This is a genomic window from Heterorhizobium halophytocola (genome assembly GCF_017873095.1).
Taxonomy (GTDB): Bacteria; Pseudomonadota; Alphaproteobacteria; order Rhizobiales; family Rhizobiaceae; genus Allorhizobium; species Allorhizobium halophytocola.
This window is the reverse complement of record NZ_JAGGJU010000010.1, coordinates 245536-263504: the sequence shown is the minus strand read 5'-3', so window position 1 is coordinate 263504 and position 17969 is coordinate 245536. Positions and strand designations below refer to the sequence as shown.

Below are 17969 nucleotides of genomic sequence, written 5' to 3'. Positions count from 1 at the left end.
ATGGCCCTCGCCAAGGCCGCTCAACCGGCGCCAGCGTGAGGCAGCAGCAGACCTCGCGGCCTCATCCAGAGCCGATCCACCGGCCCCAAATACCGTACAAACAAAACCCCGCCAAAAAATGACGGGGTTTGTCAGCAGTCTGAAGCGTCCGCGAAAGCGGACGCTTTTTTGCTTGGCGCATTTGTCTTTGAGGATCTGAAGTTCTTGATTGCGGCGTCCGGGTTTTCAGGCCCGGTCACGAATGTTGTAATAACCCAGCGTCAGCATCGCCCAGGCAAAAAGTCCGCCGAAGAACACCAGGATCACATCCAGAAGACGGCTGGGATATTGCGATATCTCCGACAGCGTCGGCTGGATGAAGGCAGCGAGATAGCGCTGCTTGCTCGCCGCGGAAACCCGGGCTTTTTCGAGCGCGGCAAGCGACGTGGTATAGAATTTTTCCGCAAATTCGCGTTCAGTCTCAAGGCCTTCATAGGCCTGGATCTTGCCCGGTACCGCCTCGTCGAGGCCATCGGGTCCAGTGGAGGCGTTATCCGAAGATCCTGCACCGAAACGCTGGCGTTCCTGAGCGATCTGCTTTTCGAGACTGCTGATCTGGGTTTTCATCACCCTGACGCGCGGTGTGTCTTCGCCCATCTGCTGGCGTGCCGTTGCAAGATCGGCGTTCAGCTTGACCAGTTCCTTTTCCATCCCGGCAATCAGTTCGGCCGCCAGTTTTGCGCCCTGCAACGGGTCGAGTTCCTGCGAGGTGTCGCGGAAACTGCGCAGCGCGTTCCGCGCGTCCGAAAGCCTCTTTTCGGCAATTGCCAGTTCCGAATTTGCAAGCTTCAGGCTCTCGTCCCGTGACGTGTCGGAAAGCTTGTTGATCAGTTCTTCCGACTTCTTCATCACGAAGGTCGCAACTTCCTGCGCGATCACCGGATCGAAGGCTCTCACCTGAAGCTGGATGATGCCGGTCGAGTGGTCAAAATTGACGCTGACCATGCTCTGCCAGTAATCGGTCTTGAGCTCGATCGGCTGTCCGCTGCTCAGTCCGAAGAAATAGTCGAGGCCGCGTGGAGCGTAGATCTTGTCCAGATTGAATTTCGCGTCGACCGCTTTGGCCATCTCCTCACTCAGGAGATAGTCGGCAAGGATGTAGGAGTCGGCGACCGTACCTCCGCTGGCAGACTGCGTGAACATGCCCATGATGTCGGATGTCATTGCCGACGATTCGATGCTGCGCACCGAAAACGAACTGACGCTCTGATACTGGTCTGCCGCGATAAATGTCATATAGAGGCTGCTTGCCACGGTGGGCACGGCGACAAGCGCGACAAATCCCGATGCGATGATCCAGTGACGAAGCTGGAAGCGCTTCTTCGGCTTTTTTCTTACCTGCGGCTTATGCTTTTCGAGCAGGCCTTCCAGGACGCGCACATTGGGATGCGGGTGAGGCTTCGCATTCTGTTCGGCCGGTTTCGGCTTCTTGGCCGCCGTCTTGTCACTCTCGACCATTAGCTGTGCCTCATATTTTTGTCGTGCTGTTCGATGGCATCATCAATATTCTCGAAAAAGGATACTCTTCCTTTTTCCAGCACGATGCCACTATCGCAGTAATCCTGGATGGTCTTGGTGCTATGGGAAACCATTATCACATCCGAATCCGCAAGTCTCGTTTCGAAAATCTTCTGGCATTTCTGCTTGAAGTTTGCGTCACCCACAGCCGTGATCTCGTCGACGAGATAATAGTCGAAGTGAATCCCCATGCTCACCCCGAATGCCAGCCTGGCCTTCATGCCGGAGGAATATGTGCTGATCGGAACGCGAAAGAAATCGCCGAGTTCCGCAAACTCCTCGACATATTCGATCAGTTCGGCGGTATCCACGCCATAGATGCGGGCCACGAAACGCACATTTTGCTCGCCCGTGAGATTTCCTTGAAAGCTTCCCCGGAAGCCGAGAGGCCAGGATATCTTGCCGCTCCTGACTATCCGACCGCCGTCGAGGCTCAATGTGCCTGCGAGCAACTGAAGCAGTGTCGACTTTCCAGCGCCATTCCGCCCGAGCACGCCGATGCTCTTGCCACGCTTGAGAACAACCGAGACGTTGTCGAGGATCGTCTTGCGCGTCCCCTTGTGGGTCATGATCTTGGTCGCTTTTTCGAGCCTGATCATTCGTTCCTCAAGAGCTTTGAGGAGGATGCAAACAGCGTCATCCCCAGCAGCAGGCTACCCGTGACGAACGTGTACAGATATTCCGGGCTATAGGCCGTTGCGCGATATTCCGGATAGAAGCCCGATCGGAAAAGGACAATGACGTGTGCAATCGGATTTAAAAGCACGATGTCGCGAAACGGCTGCGGAATTGAATCGGGCAGAAAGAATACGCCGGATATCAGCATCAGCGGCCGCGTTATAATCCCGTATATGCTTTCATAAAGCGGCCAGCTGCGAAACAGCACGGTGTTGCTGAGAGCTGTCCCCAAGGCGAGCAGGGAGCCGGCTATGGCCGCTTCCATGATCGGCAGCCAGTCGAGGTTGAGCGGATGGTAGAGCGATGTGGAAATCGCTCCGATCACGATTATCGCCACGAATGCCGTTGTTCCCATCTGCAAAATGTAACGCGCCACGATCGTGTCGAAGGGCGCCACATTGGGATAGCTCAAAAGGGCCTTGTTGGAATTCAGCGCGGCGCTGACATAGCCTACAACCGACTGGTAGAATGAAAAGCCGACATATCCGGTCGCATAAAACAGCGGAAAGCTTGTTCCCAGGGCCGGCTGTCTTGCGATGGCCTGAAATATCACGGTGAGCAATATGATGTGTGCCGCCGGATCCACCAGTGCCCAGATATAGCCACCCGGACGGCTACCAAACCGGGTGGACATCTCGCGGATCAGCAAAGCGGCGACGACGCGCACGTGAGTCTTCAGATACATCCCGGCGTATCCTGTAAGCGGCCTGCGTCAAAATCTCGATCGATCATATCGACCCTTTTAGCGTTTGAATGGCGTGTTTGGAAGAAAAAGTCGAGCCTCCGCGTGAAAGGTAGGGTTATGGTCATTCGGCTGGAGGCCGGCGATACGCCACTGTGGCTGAAAGCAACGTCACGCATCGCCGAGGTTGAATCGAATTGACCCCTTCCGCGTGCTTGGTTAAGTGACTAGGAATGGATGGCAACTGTTGATCAGTGTTACCTGCGATTTTGCGGGCGCCACGCCTCAACGAAATATGATTGGGTAAATGGGCGTAGAAATCATTGGGCGTGCGTGCGCCGCTCCGGGAGCAAATTCACCCGAGGAATTGTTCGAGCTCATGCTGGCGCGTCGATGCATGGTCACGCGCATACCAGGCCATCGATGGGACCTTGCGCGCTATTGGCATCCGGAAATGGGCGTCCCGGGCAAATATTATAGCTATGCCGCCGGTGTCATCGACGAACTCGAGAGCTTTGATCCCGGCCTGTTCGGCATCTCGAAGCGCGAAGCCTTGTTCATGGACCCGCAGCAAAGGCTGCTGCTGGAGCTCACGTGGCGGGCGCTCGAAGATGCCAATATCCCCGCCCATAGCCTGCACGGCGAAAACGTAGCGGTTTATGTCGGTGCATCGAGCATCGACAACGGCAATCTGTCGGTCGAGGATCCAGCCGGTCCCGGCCCGCACTTCATGACCGGCAACACCCTTTCGATCGTCTCGAACAGGATTTCTCATATTTTCGGCCTCAACGGCCCCAGTATGACGATCGACACCGCCTGTTCGTCGTCGCTTGTGGCGCTGGATGCGGCCGTCAAGGCGCTGAATGCCGGGGACGTCGACACGGCGATCGTCGCGGGCGTCAACATACTGGTTCATCCCCTGCCTTTCGTCGGTTTTTCGCAGGCGCGGATGCTTTCCAAGGATGGGCTCTGTCGGGCCTATGACGATGACGGCATCGGCTATGTGAGGGCGGAAGGGGCCGTGGTGCTGGTGCTGAGGCGCAGCGACAAGGCCGCGGCGGAAGGTGACAGAAGCCACGCGACGATTGTTGCAACCGGCACCAATGCGGCTGGGCGCACCAACGGCATTTCGCTGCCGTCCAGGGAGGTCCAGGCCGATCTCCTGCGCTCCATCTATGTCGGCAATGGACTCGACGTCGAACAACTCGCGTTTGTCGAAGGGCATGGAACGGGCACCAAGGTCGGCGACCCGGCCGAGATTTGGTCGGTCGGCCAGATCGTCGGCCTCAATCGCCGGCATCCGATCCCGATCGGGTCGATCAAGACGAATATCGGCCATGCGGAGCCGGCATCCGGCCTCTTGGGTGTATTGAAAGCCATGCTCGCCCTCGAGCACGACTATCTGCCGGCGTCGCTTCATTTCGATACGCCGAACGATACGATCGATTTCGAGGGCCTCAATGTGCGCGTGGCGAGTGAGGGCGTTGCTCTCAAGCGCACCGGCACGGCACGGTTGGCCGGCATCAACTCCTTCGGTTTTGGCGGGGCCAATGCCCATATCGTCATTTCTGATCCGACAGGGCCCGTTGGGACCTCGGATGCGCCGGTGGTCGAGGAGCCGTATTTCGTCGCCAGTGCGCACACCGCTGACAATTTGCGCGGCTTGCTTGAAGCCTATCGCGATCGGCTGCAGGCCGCGGATGCAATGCAACGCTCGGCAGTTATCGCAGCAGCGGCCACCAACCGAACTCTGCTGCGTCATCGCTTCGTCGTGAAAGGCGGCTCGGACGAGGTTCTCACCGCCATCGATGGCTGGTTGTCTGGCGGCGAGGTGCACGGGGCTGAAATCGGGGAAGCGCTGTCGCGCGAACCGAAGGTCGCGCTGGTGTTTTCCGGCAATGGTGCCCAGTGGGTGGGCATGGGGCTCGATGCCTTGCGCTATAATCGACCGTTCCGCGAGCGCTATCAGGAGATCGCGACGCTCTTTTCGCGGTATTCCGATGTCGATCTCATGGAGGCGCTCGAGGCCGAGGATCTCAGCACGCGTCTGGCCGATACCAAACTTGCCCAGCCGCTGCTGTTTGCCATACAGGCAGCGCTTGCAGACGCCATGGTGGCGGATGGGCTGAAAGTGACTGCAAGCCTTGGCCATTCCGTCGGCGAGGTCGCGGCTGCCTATGCTTGCGGCGCGCTCAGCCTGGAGGACGCAGTCACCGTCATCGCCAAGCGGTCCTTGCATCAGGACGTACTTGCCGGCGAAGGCACGATGGCTGCCGTCAAGCTCGGAGACCAGGCGGCGCAGGCGCTTATTCGTGAACTTGGTTTGGCCGAGCTAGAGGTGGCCGCGATCAATGCGCCGAACTCGGTGACGATCTCCGGGCCTGTCGAACAGATCCAGGAATTCCGGGAGAGGGCGCGGCAGAAAAAGGTCGTCGTCCAGCCGCTCGATATCAATTATCCCTTCCATCATCCGCTGATCGACAGGGCAAGGGATGCGTTCATCGGTGATATGCCGGCCATCGCACCGCGACCCTCCGACTATGCCTTTATCTCGACCGTCAGTGGGACGACGCTGACGGGAGAATCGCTCAATCCGGACTATTGGTGGCGCAATGTCCGCCAGCCCGTGAAATTCCAGCAGGCGGTCGAAGAAGCCCTCACGCTCGGCTGCAATGTCTTTCTCGAGATGTCGCCGCGTCCGATCCTGACAGGGTATGTCAACGACATTGCCCAGCAGCAGTCGGCAGCCGTCAGCGTCGTCTCGACGCTCACCCGGGAGGCCGTCGGTGGCGATATCGACCCGGTAACCCGAGCCATGTCGCGCGCAATCGCCTTTGGCGCTGCCGTCGATGCCAAAAAGGTCTTCGGTTCGCGAAACGCTGCCGTCTCCTTGCCGCGCCTGCCATTCGATCGTGTGGTTCTGCATCCGGAGCCGACCTCGGATGCCATCGACATCTATGGCCGCAATCAACCCGACAGTTATACGCTTCTGGGATGGCGCACGGATCCGAACGGGACGACCTGGAAGAATCATATCGATGCGCATCTCTTCCCCGATCTTGCCGAGCATGTCGTAGATAACCGCTCGATCCTTCCCGGAGCCGGTTTCATCGAAATCGCCGTGGAAGCCGCACGGCAATTCTTCGGCACCGAGAAGGTCGAGATAACCAATCTTGAGATTATTCGGCCGTTGGAATTGTCGACGGCGCGCATCCTCGAGATATCGACAATCGTCTCGCCGGAGACGGGGGACCTGCAGATCCGGTCGCGGGAGCGGCTGAGCCATGACGAATGGGCGATCCATGTTGTCGCGCGGGTGCGCGAACTGACGGAGATCGAGGTCGGGGCCCGGCCATTGCCGGTGCTCGGCAAATCCACCGGCCATGTGGATGCACCAAGCGCTTACCGGACGGCCGGTAATTTCGGACTGGACTACGGGCCGCGGTTTCAGTTGCTGGATCATGCCACGCTTTACGGCGACAGGTTGATTGCGGTGGACCTCAAGGCCCCGGCAGATGCGGGGCACCCGCTGCTGACCTACCATCTCAATCCGCTGTCTGTTGATGCCGTCTTCCATGGTCTGGTTGCGCTTTTTGATCGCTTCAGCGGGACCCATAACGGCGCGCCCTATATTCCTGTCCGCTTCGGCGAGATCCGGATCGAACGGCTCCATGTTCCGGTCCGCCGGGCGGTCATCGAAATCGAACGGCTGAGCGCAACCTCGATCAAGGCCAACTTCCATCTGCTGGACGAGCAGGGCGTGCGGATTGCCGTCCTGGCAGACAGCCGTTTCAGGCGCACGTATCTCAAGCAGCACAAGGCGCTTGACAGTCTCTCGTTCCACTATGAGGCGGTCGCTGCGCCGCGCGCTTTCAATTTCCCGGCAAAGGCCTTGTCTGGCCCTTCGGAGCCGGCCTTCAAGGAGCTGCCGGAAAGCGGACTTGGAAACGATACCTACCTGTTCCAGGCTGCGGTTTTCAGTGCGATTCAGGATTTTTTCCGGGCGCTTGCAGGCGGACGCTCGTCTGTTACCGCCTCCGATCTGCCGGTCGATCTTGGATTTCGGCGCTATCTGAGCAATTGCCTGCAATTGCTGGTCGATGCCGGCCTGGCGCATCACGACGACAGTGTCTGGACACTGGTCGAAGACGAGGCGCTGCCACCGGTAGCAGACCTGCTCCGCGATCTCTATTCGCATTGCCCCGAGCGTGGCGTGGAGATCGTCTTGATCAACGACTGCCACCGCGAGGTTCTGCAGCGTATTGCCGAAACCGGTGACGAGGCGGACAAGGGTCGCGAAGAGCGCAAGTACTCCGCCTTTGCGAGCGAGGCGACCTTGGCGCACCATGCGGTGCATTCGCCGATCGCCAAGCAGCGCACCGCGCTTCTTGTCGAGGCCGTAAGGACATTCTCTCGGGCTCGTTCCGGGCATGGTTTCAACGTGCTGGAACTGGGCAGTGTGTCGGCGCATCTCAGCCGCACGCTTGCAGGCATTGTCGCGCGTGCCGGTGGCGGGCTGATCGTTTGCGAGCCCGATGGCGGAGCGCGGCGCAATCTCGAGGTCCAGTTTGAAAACGATGCCCATGTCCGGGTGATCTCGCCAGAGCAACTTGCCGCCGTGTCCGGCATGCATCTCATCGCGACGGCCTCCGACGATTTCGGCGCCCTTTTGCGCACCGAGGCTGGCCTTGGTGATGCGCTTTCGGCCTGTGATCGTTTCGTCGGCGTGTTCAGTTCACCGTCGGTATTCAACGATTTCGTTTTCGGTGTCGTCGATGGCGTCAGTGGACTGCAGGCAGCGGATGCCTGGGGCAAGATCTTCGAAGAACGCGGCTTTGGAGAGGTCCGCTCCCGGGCGCTCGACGTCGATAGCGGGACGCTTGTCACGGTCGAGGCAATTCGTGCGCCGGCCGTTACCACGGCGACAGCTTCTGAACACACGCAGTCGATCAGCGCATTGGTGCTGCATGACGGTTCGCTGGATGTGGCGCGGCTTGGAGAGGTCGCCTCCACCACCGGTTTCAACCTTGTCTCGCTTGTGGCCCTGGAAGGTGATCTGGAGCACGATCGCGCGGCAATCACCGCCGCGCTCGAGGACGGTGCCGGTGCGCTGCAGGCCGTTGTCTACATTGCTGGCGCGCCGCAGGCGGCGGCAGATACTCCGGCACTTCTTCTCGATCGGGTCATGGGCCTGAATGCGCTTGCTCTGTCGATCGCCGATCTTCGCGAGACGATTTTCGACAAAGTTGGATTGCGGGTCGTTGTCAGCGCGCCCGGCGGAGCGCCCTCCACCGAAGGATTCACCACGAGCGCGGCAAGTCCCTTGAATACGGGTCTTTGGACCTATCTGCGTGTTCTCAGAAACGAGTTCGAGATCCTCGATTTGAACTGTATCGATCCCGGTGCCGCGAATTCCGGGATCGAAGCTATGCTCTCATGGGCGCGCAAGGCGCTGGAAATGCCGGGCACCAACCGGGAATGGGTCGTCGGTGGCAGCGACGAACTTCTCGAAGTGCGGGCCGTGCCCGGTGCGATAGCGCCGCTGGCGCGCATGACCGATCGGTTCGAGGCCGCGACCATCCGCCAGCAGGTACCCTCCCAGGTGTCGTCTATCCGCTGGGAAAGTTGTGCGCCGCCCCCGCTGCGGCATGGCGAAATTCTCGTCAAGGTCGCCGCTACGGGCCTCAATTTCCGTGATGTGATGTGGGCCATGGGCCTGCTGCCGGAAGAGGCTCTGGAAGATGGCTTTGCCGGCGCCTCGATCGGTATGGAATTTTCCGGCGAGATCGTTGCGGTCGGTTCCGGTGTCGACGACTTGGTTGTCGGAGACCGGGTGATGGCCATCGCGGCTTCTGCCTTTTCGACCCATGTCGTCGTGAATCGCAATGGCGTGGCGAAACTTCCCGACGGCGTCGACCTGGTCGCTGCGGCATCCATCCCGGTCGTGTTCCTGACGGCCTACTACGCGCTCGTCGAACTGGGACGGATGCGCAGCGGAGACACCGTGCTGATCCACGGTGCCGCCGGCGGTGTGGGGCTTGCCGCCATTCAGGTTGCAAAGCATGTCGGCGCGACGATCATCGCAACGGCCGGCACTCCTGAGAAACGGCGCTTTGCCGAAATGCTGGGCGCCGATCACGTCTTCGATTCCCGCTCGCTGTCCTTCGTGGCGGACGTTCGGGATGTAACGGGTGGCGAGGGCGTCGACCTCGTGCTGAATTCGCTTTTCGGCGAAGCGATGGAGCAAAGCCTGTCGCTGGTTAAGCCCTTCGGCCGTTTTCTCGAACTCGGCAAGCGCGACTATTACGCAGACAGCAAAATCGGATTGCGCCCTTTCCGCCGCAACATCAGCTATTTTGGCATCGATGCAGACCAGTTGCTCGTGCTGCAGCCTGACCTTGCCCGTCGTCTGCTCTCCGAAATCGGTGGCCTGTTCGAGGCGGGCATCTTCTCGCCCTTGCCCTACCGTCCGTTCGACTACGACGAGATCGGGGACGCCTTCCGGTTGATGCAGAATGCCGGCCACATCGGCAAGATCGTCGTCTTGCCGCCGCTCGCCGGCCGAGATCATGTGACGCAAGGTGCCCGCCGCGGTTTCCATGTCGATCCCCAGGGCATGCATCTGGTGGTTGGCGGCATCGGTGGATTTGGTCTGGCCGCCGCCGACTGGCTGGTCGAGAACGGCGCTCGCCACATCGCGCTATGTTCCCGCCGGGGCCTAGCCGATGAGGCGACGAACGCTGCGATTGATCGCTGGCGCAGAAGCGGTGTCGAAGTCGGCATTCATGCTTGCGACGTGACGGATGTGCAATCCGTCGAGGCGCTGTTGTCGGCATTGCGCGCGGTTGCGCCTTTGAAGACCGTCCTGCATGCGGCGATGGTGCTGGATGACGCGCTTATCAGCAACCTTACTCGCGACCGCAACAAGCCGGTCATCGATGTGAAGGCCAGGGGGCTTGCGGTCCTCGACCGCCTGACCCGTGCCGATCCGCTCGATCATTTCATCGCCTTCTCGTCGGTGACGACAATGGTCGGCAATCCGGGGCAGTCCAATTACGTGGCCGCAAACGGCTACATGGAGGGACTGATGCGCGTCCGCCGGCAGGCCGGCCTTCCGGGACTCGCCATCGGCTTCGGAGCGATCGCCGACGCCGGCTATCTCGTACGCAACGCCGATGTGGGGCAATTGCTGGACCGCCGTCTTGGCAAGACGGCGCTTCCAGCCCGTGACGCGCTTGACCTCGTCGAGCAATACATCATGGCCGAACCGGGAACAATTGACGCTGCAGTCGTATTGATATCCGAGTTTGATTGGGCGCTGGCGCACAACCTGCCGGTGGTCAATGAGCCGCTCTTCGAGATTGTTGCGCGAAAGGTCGCTCAAAACCCTTCCAGTGCGGAGGGTGGAAACGTCGATTTGGTGCAAATGATCGAGGGCAAATCGCCCGCGGAAGCGCAGGACGCGCTGTTCAAGGTGATTGCCAACGAGATTGCGTCGATCTTGAGGGTCTCGCCAGAGAGCGTGAATAAGGATAGCGTACTAAAGGAGATTGGGTTGGACAGTCTCATGGCTGTGGAACTGGGCATGAACTTCGAGCAAAATACCGGTTTCGACATGCCCCTCAGCAGTTTATCGGATAGCGCGACGGTGGGAGACGTCACGCGCCGTCTTTATGAGAAGGTCAGTGCACGCAGTGGTGCGGATGATGCGGAAAAGGAGGATACCGCAGACGCCCGGATCATGGATGAACTGAGCCGTCGTCACACCGGAGGCAATTAAGGTCCCCGCAGACGCCCACGGAGCTCACCTCGGAGAGAGTACATGAAGGACAAATCCCGCCAGGACCTCCTCAACAGGATGAAAAACCTGCACAAGACAGTGGAGCAGGAGCGCCAGGGGCGGCGGTCCGATCCAGGCGCTGTCGTTCGGCAGCCCGTCCGGCGGCAGCCGCGGTTCAGCGAGCTCAATGAATACAAGCAGGTCAAGCTGCAGCAGCTTGCGGGCGAACAGCTCAACATGGCCAATCCGTTCTACCGGGCCCATGAAGCCGCGAGTGGGGCGACGGCGCTGATCGGCGGTCGCGAATACGACAACTTCGCTTCCTACGACTATCTCGGGCTCAACAAGCATCCCAAGGTGCTCGAGCGTGCGGGCGCTGCTTTGACGCAATTCGGCGTTTCGGCTTCGGCAAGCCGGCTGGTCGCTGGTGAGCGGACCATCCATGCCGAGCTGGAAACGGCCCTTGCGGAAAACTATCAGGCCGAGGCAGCCGTCTGTTTCGTCAGCGGTTACCTGACCAATGTCGGCACCATTGGTTGCCTCATGGGGCCGCGCGATCTCGTCATCCATGACGAATTCATTCACAATAGCGCGCTGTCGGGCATCATGCTCTCCGGCGCATCCCGTCGCTTCTTCAAGCACAACGACATGGCGGACCTGGCGCGCCTGCTGGAGACCCTGTCGGCCGACTACAACCGTATCCTCGTGATTGCCGAAGGCATCTATTCGATGGATGGCGATATTGCCGATCTTCCGGGTCTGCTGAAACTGAAGCGGCAATACGATTTCTGGCTGATGATGGACGAAGCCCACTCGCTCGGCGTTCTCGGCGCGACGGGCCGCGGTATCTTCGAGCATTTCGGCGTTGCATCGGGCGATGTCGATATCTGGATGGGAACGCTGTCCAAGACGACCTCCAGTTGCGGCGGCTACATTGCCGGAAGCGAAGCGCTGATCACGTTGCTGAAGGCGCAGGCCGGCGGCTTCGTCTACAGTGTCGGATTGGCGCCGACGCTCGCAGGTGCGGCGATTGCCAGCCTGGAGATCCTCAAGGCGGAACCGGACCGGGTTCATGCCCTTCGGCGCAACAGCCAGATGTTTCTAAATCGCGCACGGTTGCGTGGCCTCGATATCGGCCTCAGCGACGGGTATTCCGTCGTGCCGGTGATCGTGGCCGACTCGCTTCGGGCGGTAAAACTGTCCAACGATCTCTTCGAGGCGGGCGTCAACGTTCTGCCGATCATTCATCCGGCGGTGCCCGAGGGACTGGCGCGTTTGCGCTTCTTCATCACGAGCACGCACACGGAAGAACAGATCAACCGGGCCGTAGACTTGACGGCCGAGATCCTCGCGGACCTTAAGGAGCGCAATTTCGGGCTCAACTCGCAAGAGATGATGCAGGTGGTTGCCCGTCTCGCGCAGGGCTAGCGGCCGCAAGGCCGACGCTGGCCAGACTGTAGCGGTGGTCATTCTGCGCTCCTTCGGGCAGAACGGGACTGCATCTTTTGTTGAATTTGCGTGAGGCGAGTGTCAGGCGATGAAGACCTATGATCATGTCATCATCACCGGCGGTTCCAGCGGTATCGGGCTTGCACTGGCAGGCGCCTATCTTGAGCGTGGCGCGAAGGTCACCCTCATTGCGCGCTCGCTCGAACGTCTTGATCGGGCGGTGGTGACGCTGTCGGCAATCTCAGGGGACTGCGCCGAGCGGCTGTTCGCTGCTGTGGCCCATGTCGAAGACTCCGCCGAAATGCGCAATGCCGTCGCTTCGGCTGTGGCCCGGTTCGGTGAGTGCAACCTTCTGATCAATTCTGCAGGCCTCGTTATCCCCTCTGCCTTCGATCAGATGGGGGAGGAGGCATTTGCCGAGCAGATCGAGGTCAATCTGGTCGGTACGGCCAATGCTATCCGTTGCGTGCTCCAGCCGATGAAGGCCAGAGGAGCCGGGACGATCCTCGTCATTTCTTCCGGGGCGGCCCTTATCGGTATTGATGGATATAGCGCCTACTGCGCCTCCAAGGCCGGTCTTGTGGGCTTTGCCGAAGCCCTGCGCACGGAGATCGAGCCTTTCGGCATCGATCTGGCGATCTGCTATCCGCCGGATACCGACACGCCGCAACTGGCCGCCGAACTGCCGTTGCGCAGTGCGGCTGCGGCGCGGGTGATGGGGACCGTGGCGCCCTGGCCGGTAGAGGCCGTCGCTGGGAGGATCGTCGCCGGCCTTGATCGGCGGCGGCGCGAGATCCATTTCGGCGCGAGCCTCACCTTGCTTGCCCGCTTTGGGTCATTGGTGAGGCCCATTCTCTACTGGTGGTTCGCGCGGGGTGCCCAACCCGAACCGCGCCCCGGGTTTCAAACATCCAGCAACGCCAGCAATTCCGATTCATATCGGTAGGTCCGGCGCCGCTGCCGCGCGTCCTCATCCGTCCAGCTGTCGTCGCCGGTCATGCGCTCCACAATGCCCTTTGCGCCTGTTGCCATCGCTTGCTGTCCGATAAAGCCGCCGGGGACCTGCACCGTAGCGGTCAATGCCTGCCGGAATGCGGCCGCGAGATCGCTGTCCGGCTTTACCGGCGTGTTCCAGAATGTCGCAAGATCGGTCTGCGCCGTCAGGCCGGGTATATCATAGATCGCGGCTCCAAGAGCGATGACCGGGCAGCCGGCGAGGATGGCGGTCAGACCCACCGTCGAATTGATCGTGACGACGCCCGCGCATGCTCCGACAAGACTGTCGAGATCACCGCCGTCAATGACATCGACGCGCGCGCCGATCCCGCAGGTGCTGGCGACATCCCGGATGCACCTTTCCCAGTCCGACAGGCCGTTGTCGATCGGATGTATCTTGAAAAGGAGCCGTGTTCTGCCCGGAGCAGATCGGGCGAAGGAGCGAATGACGGCCTCGACGATCTTGAAATGATCGCCGATCGGTGCATGGCGAAGGATCTGATAATCGCCTGGAAGCTGTAGCGGAAAGAGATAATACGCACTGCCATCCGACAGGTAACGCGCCGCGCGTTCCGCTGCCACGCGACGCCGGCGCGAACGGCTGAAGGCCTTGCCAAGCCATCCGGCATATTCGACGAGTGGGTGTACCGCGCCATGCGTCGTGTAGTGTGGATGCACGAGCCAGCCGAGGAAGACATTGGGCAGGTGATAGGCGAGATCAAAAAGGGCATAGGTCAGGAAGCTGTAGCGGAACGGCGCATGCGGCGGCGGAGGGACGGCCCGCGCTGCCAAAGCGCGGATCTCGCTTGGCTGATCGGGGAACAGCGATTCACTCGACATGCCGAAGGGTTCGATCGTCAGCCAGTCGGGCCGCAGATAGCCATGCTCGAAGATATGGGCCTTCACGCCGAGTTCTCTGGCGATGTCCACGGCAGCGGCATGTCTCGGGCGGCCGTCTCCCAGCATCAGGATGTCGGTGATGGCATTTTGCCGGATATAGCCTCTTAGAAAGGTGGGCCAATCGGTGTCCTTGCCCTTGAACCAGTCGGCGCCCCGCGGCGACCAGAAGACGGCATCGCCGATACTGACATTGATTTTGTAGACTTGGCCGCCGCCGTTTTCGACACGCTTCGCCACCTCCTTCAAAAAGGGAGAGGCCGGTCCTTGCAGAAGGAGTAGGGACAAACGTCGCATGATGGCGGGTCGAAACTTGTTTTCGAGATGAGTGTCCTTATAGTCGCAAAGCCTTGCGAGGCAAATACGACTGGTAGCGGACACCATATGCCCTTTAGAGTTATCCTTTTCGATGTCTGATCACACCCGGAGCACATCCGAGTCCGCAGTTCTCTTCCTGCAAGGTCCGCCATCGATCTTCTGGCGTGAACTGGCAGACGAGTTCGAGCGCCAGGGCGTGGCGACGCATCGCGTCAATTTTTCTCTGGGAGACCAGCTCTACTGGCGCAAGGCCGGAGCCATCCAATATCGTCGGACGTTCAGGCAATGGCCGGCCTTCCTGGAAGCGCTGATCCGGCAAAAGAAAATCACCGACATTCTCTATTACGCCGACCAGCTTCCCTATCACCGGGTCGCGGCCGAGATCGGGGGGAGGCTTGGTGTCCGGTGTCACGCGGTGGAACACGGCTATCTGCGGCCCGACTGGCTCACGCTGGAACGCGACGGCATGGGACGGTTTTCCCATTTTCCGAGTGACCCCGCAAAAATTGCGCAGATTGCCAAGACCGCGCCGCCGGTCGACCTGGAGGTTCGCTACCAGCATACTTTCGGCCAGGAGGCTTTCAACGAAGTCGTCTATAACCTCTTCGCCTATTTCGGCCGGCCCTTCTTTCCGTTTTACAAGGACGACAAATATTACTCTGCGCTTGTCGACTACCTGCCATGGGTGGTTCGGGCCTTTTCATCGCCGGCCAAGCTCCAGAGCGAGGACCTTGCCGACGGGCTTTCGCCGTTTTTCCTCGTCGCCTTGCAAATCCAGAGCGACTACCAGATACGAGCCAACTCTCGCTATCGCCACCTCGCAGATATGCTGGAGGAGGTGATTGCGTCTTTCGCTTTGCATGCAAGCCCTGACACCCATTTGTTGATCAAGCAGCATCCCCTGGATAATGGCCTGGAGCGCTGGGGCAAGAGGGTTCGGACAATCGCCGAAAGGCATGGCGTGGCGGAGCGGGTGAAGTTTTTCGAGCAGGGCAACCTCAATGCCATCCTGAAGCATTCGACGGGTGTGGTCGTCGTGAACTCAACGGTCGGCGTTCACAGCCTGAGGGCTCTGAAGCCGACGATCGTCCTCGGCGGCGCGATATACGATGTGCCGGGGCTCACACACCAGGGAAGTCTGGACGAATTCTGGACAAGTCCGAGCCCTGTCGATCAGCCGCTGGTCAATCAATTGGTGCGGGCGATGGCGGCGACCATCCAGGTAAAGGGGAACTTCTATGACGCGCAAGGCAAGATCGCTGCCGTCTCGGAAATCGTTCGTCGTGTCCGCAACGGGCTCGTCAACGAGCCGGGAGCCTTCGTTGATCCGCCGCCGCGGCTTGGCTGGGAAAAGGCGAAGCCGGTGGGAAAACACTGAAGGCGATGCAGACGGGACACGGTTCGTGTTCTCTAATTGTTAGGCATGAGGTTTTATTCCATTGTGTTATGGCACAATTGCCTGTCGCCGTGATAATGCAGCGGCGGGACTTGAATTGGCGGACGTGGCGGGAGACGAGACTTGAAGCGCATCGTGGTTGTAATGATTTGTGCCGGTCTGGCTGGATGCGAGGCCTTGCCGGCAGCAGGACCGCGAGCGTCCGACATCAATGGACAGGCCGGAAAGTCTCTCACCCAACTCAATCGTGACAATGCCGTGGTGTTCGACGTCGTTGATGTCGACAGCCGTGCCGCGCGGACGATCGCTGACTTCTCAAGCGGAATGTTGCAGCGACGTTTCGGAATGGGTGGTGCTGCGCGCGCACCGGTCATCGGCGTCGGCGACCAGCTGAAGATCACCATTTTCGAGGCAGGCCCGGATGGCCTGTTCTCGACTGCAGATTCGAAGAACACGTCGATCACCGTCATCGTCCAGCCCGACGGCAAGGCGGCGCTGCCCTATGTCGGCGAGGTCATATTTGCCGGGCGGACACTGGAACAGTCCCGTCAAGCCGTGCTGCATTCCCTTGCCAACAAGGCCGTGGAACCGGATGTCATTATCAGCACGGAAGGCTCTCCGTCGCGCACGGTTGCCGTTTCCGGTACCGTTCACAAGCCCTCTCTGGTTCCGCTGGATCTGACCGCCGAGAAAATCACCGAGGTGATCGCCAAGGCAGGTGGACCTGCCTCCGAGCCCTACGAATCCTACGTGACGCTGGTGCGCGGACGCAAGACGGGGACCGCCCTCTTGCAGAACCTGATCGACAATCCGTCCGAGAATATCTATGTCGAGCCGAAGGACCAGATCTTCGTTTCCAAAGATCCAAGGACGTTCACGGCGCTTGGTGCGTTCGGCAAAAGCGGTCGCGTTCCCTTCGGCGCAAGGAACCTCAACCTGCTGGAAGCGGTGGCGCTTGTCGGCGGTGGCGACGATACGCAGACCGATGCAAAGGGCTATTTCGTGTTTCGCTATGAGGAGCCGGAGATCGTTTCCGACCTGCTCGGCGCGCAGCACTTTGACGAACTCATTGCGCGCGGCATGACCTCGGACAAGGACGGCCGTTACCCGATCGTCTATCGCTTCGACATGTCGGTCGCCGACAGTCTGATTGTGGGGCAGACCTTCCCGGTCAAGAGCCGCGACGTTATCTACTCATCCCGTCATCCATCGATCGACTATCTCAAATTCGTCAATCTGTTGTCGAGGACAATGTCCGTGGCCCACCAAGGGGTCGACACATTCGACAACTGAGTCTGGCTTGTAGACATCGCCAGGCTGCAACTGCATGGAACGGAATATAAAAAGGCCCCGCATCCGGTCAGATGCGGGGCCTTTTCCAATGGTGTGAACCTCTTGCGAAGATTCGTCAGTTGCGGTTTCCGAGGAAGCGCAGCATGAACAGGAACAGGTTGACGAAGTCCAGATAGAGCTGGAGAGCACCGATGATCGCTTTGCGACCGGTGGTGGCTGCGTCGTCGGCTTCGTAGTAGGATTCCTTGATGCGCTGCGTGTCGTAGGCCGTGAGGCCTGCAAAGACCAGGACGCCGATTGCCGAAATGGCGAATGCCAGGGCGCTCGAGGCAAGGAACATGTTGACGATCGAGGCAATGATCAGGCCAAACAGGCCCATGACCAGGAACGAGCCCATGGCCGACAGGCTGCGCTTGGTGGTGTAGCCGTAGAGCGACAGGGCACCGAAGGAGGCGGCGGTAATGAAGAAGGTCTGTACGATGCTCTGTCCGGTATAGACCAGGAAGATCGAAGAGAGCGACAGGCCCATCAGCGCGGCGTAAACCCAGAAGGTCGTCTGCGCTGCGGAAACAGACATCTTGTGAATGCGGAAGCTCAGGAAAAAGACCATGGCGACCGGCGCAAGGATCACCACCCAGCGCAGGGGCGAGTTGTAGATTGCCTGTGCGAATGCCGGGCTGGAAACGGCCATCTGGAACGTTGCGAACGCGGCAACACCGGTGATCGCCAGCCCGAGAGCCATCAGATTGTAGACCTTGAGCATATAGGCGCGCAGGCCTTCGTCAACAGCCGTCGAAGCGGCGGCGCCACGGCCTGCCATTCGGTTCGGGTAGTTGCCAAAATCAGACATTTTATCCTCTCATCAAGCTTCGAATAGTGTGACGGTGTCGGGAACGATCCCAGGCGCCGCTGCGAAGCTTCAG

10 protein-coding genes are annotated in these 17969 nt (G+C 59.9%); 5 read left to right on the top strand and 5 right to left on the bottom strand.

Annotated elements, in window-relative coordinates; genetic code table 11:
• Window positions 1–225 precede the first annotated feature (225 nt).
• Genes J2Z17_RS18570 through J2Z17_RS18560 form a run of 3 tightly spaced genes read right to left on the bottom strand, consistent with a single transcriptional unit; the run spans window position 226 to window position 2920 of the window.
• Window positions 226–1497 (bottom strand): KpsE/RkpR family capsule polysaccharide export protein, encoded by a 1272-nt coding sequence (locus J2Z17_RS18570; RefSeq protein WP_209947130.1) that lies wholly within the window; start codon window positions 1495–1497, stop codon window positions 226–228.
• Complete coding sequence (locus J2Z17_RS18565; RefSeq protein WP_209947129.1) at window positions 1497–2156, bottom strand: ABC transporter ATP-binding protein; 660 nt, start codon at window positions 2154–2156, stop codon at window positions 1497–1499. Before J2Z17_RS18565 ends, J2Z17_RS18570 begins: the two co-directional genes overlap by 1 nt.
• A complete protein-coding gene (locus J2Z17_RS18560) occupies window positions 2153–2920 on the bottom strand; it encodes an ABC transporter permease (RefSeq protein WP_209947128.1) in 768 nt (255 codons plus the stop codon). Before J2Z17_RS18560 ends, J2Z17_RS18565 begins: the two co-directional genes overlap by 4 nt.
• 304 nt (window positions 2921–3224) lie before the next feature.
• On the opposite strand from J2Z17_RS18560, the gene J2Z17_RS18555 reads away from it, so the two are divergent.
• From J2Z17_RS18555 to J2Z17_RS18545, 3 genes are all read left to right on the top strand, one after another.
• Entirely contained in the window at window positions 3225–10697 is a 7473-nt protein-coding gene (locus J2Z17_RS18555; RefSeq protein ID WP_209947127.1) for a type I polyketide synthase, read from the top strand.
• A 42-nt stretch (window positions 10698–10739) separates the two neighbouring features.
• Complete coding sequence (locus tag J2Z17_RS18550; protein ID WP_209947126.1) at window positions 10740–12125, top strand: aminotransferase class I/II-fold pyridoxal phosphate-dependent enzyme; 1386 nt, start codon at window positions 10740–10742, stop codon at window positions 12123–12125.
• Window positions 12126–12234: 109 nt separating this feature from the next.
• A complete protein-coding gene (locus J2Z17_RS18545; protein ID WP_209947125.1) occupies window positions 12235–13092 on the top strand; it encodes an SDR family NAD(P)-dependent oxidoreductase in 858 nt (285 codons plus the stop codon).
• On the opposite strand, the gene J2Z17_RS18540 is transcribed toward J2Z17_RS18545, so the two are convergent.
• Window positions 13050–14279, bottom strand: coding sequence for a capsular polysaccharide export protein, LipB/KpsS family (locus J2Z17_RS18540; RefSeq protein ID WP_342454429.1), 1230 nt, complete (start codon window positions 14277–14279; stop codon window positions 13050–13052). The two genes, J2Z17_RS18545 and J2Z17_RS18540, sit on opposite strands and share 43 nt — an antisense overlap.
• Window positions 14280–14448: 169 nt before the next feature.
• On the opposite strand from J2Z17_RS18540, the gene J2Z17_RS18535 reads away from it, so the two are divergent.
• Both J2Z17_RS18535 and J2Z17_RS18530 read left to right on the top strand, forming a co-directional pair.
• Window positions 14449–15735, top strand: coding sequence for a capsule biosynthesis protein (locus tag J2Z17_RS18535; RefSeq protein ID WP_209947123.1), 1287 nt, complete (start codon window positions 14449–14451; stop codon window positions 15733–15735).
• Between the two features lie 141 nt (window positions 15736–15876).
• Window positions 15877–17046: a polysaccharide biosynthesis/export family protein gene (locus tag J2Z17_RS18530; protein ID WP_209947122.1), complete on the top strand. Its 1170-nt coding sequence runs from the start codon at window positions 15877–15879 to the stop codon at window positions 17044–17046.
• 115 nt (window positions 17047–17161) lie between these two features.
• Here the strand turns inward: J2Z17_RS18530 and J2Z17_RS18525 are convergent, their stop codons facing one another.
• Window positions 17162–17896, bottom strand: coding sequence for a Bax inhibitor-1/YccA family protein (locus J2Z17_RS18525; RefSeq protein WP_209947121.1), 735 nt, complete (start codon window positions 17894–17896; stop codon window positions 17162–17164).
• Window positions 17897–17969: the final 73 nt, after the last annotated feature.

Excerpts from the sequence above, each read along its gene's own strand:
- J2Z17_RS18560 (WP_209947128.1), bottom strand. The coding sequence starts at position 2,920 with ATGTATCTGAAGACTCACGTGCGCGTCGTCGCCGCTTTGCTGATCCGC.
- J2Z17_RS18535 (WP_209947123.1), top strand. The coding sequence starts at position 14,449 with ATGTCTGATCACACCCGGAGCACATCCGAGTCCGCAGTTCTCTTCCTG.
- J2Z17_RS18555 (WP_209947127.1), top strand. The coding sequence starts at position 3,225 with ATGGGCGTAGAAATCATTGGGCGTGCGTGCGCCGCTCCGGGAGCAAAT.
- J2Z17_RS18550 (WP_209947126.1), top strand. The coding sequence starts at position 10,740 with ATGAAGGACAAATCCCGCCAGGACCTCCTCAACAGGATGAAAAACCTG.
- J2Z17_RS18525 (WP_209947121.1), bottom strand. The coding sequence starts at position 17,896 with ATGTCTGATTTTGGCAACTACCCGAACCGAATGGCAGGCCGTGGCGCC.
- J2Z17_RS18570 (WP_209947130.1), bottom strand. The coding sequence starts at position 1,497 with ATGGTCGAGAGTGACAAGACGGCGGCCAAGAAGCCGAAACCGGCCGAA.
- J2Z17_RS18545 (WP_209947125.1), top strand. The coding sequence starts at position 12,235 with ATGAAGACCTATGATCATGTCATCATCACCGGCGGTTCCAGCGGTATC.
- J2Z17_RS18565 (WP_209947129.1), bottom strand. The coding sequence starts at position 2,156 with ATGATCAGGCTCGAAAAAGCGACCAAGATCATGACCCACAAGGGGACG.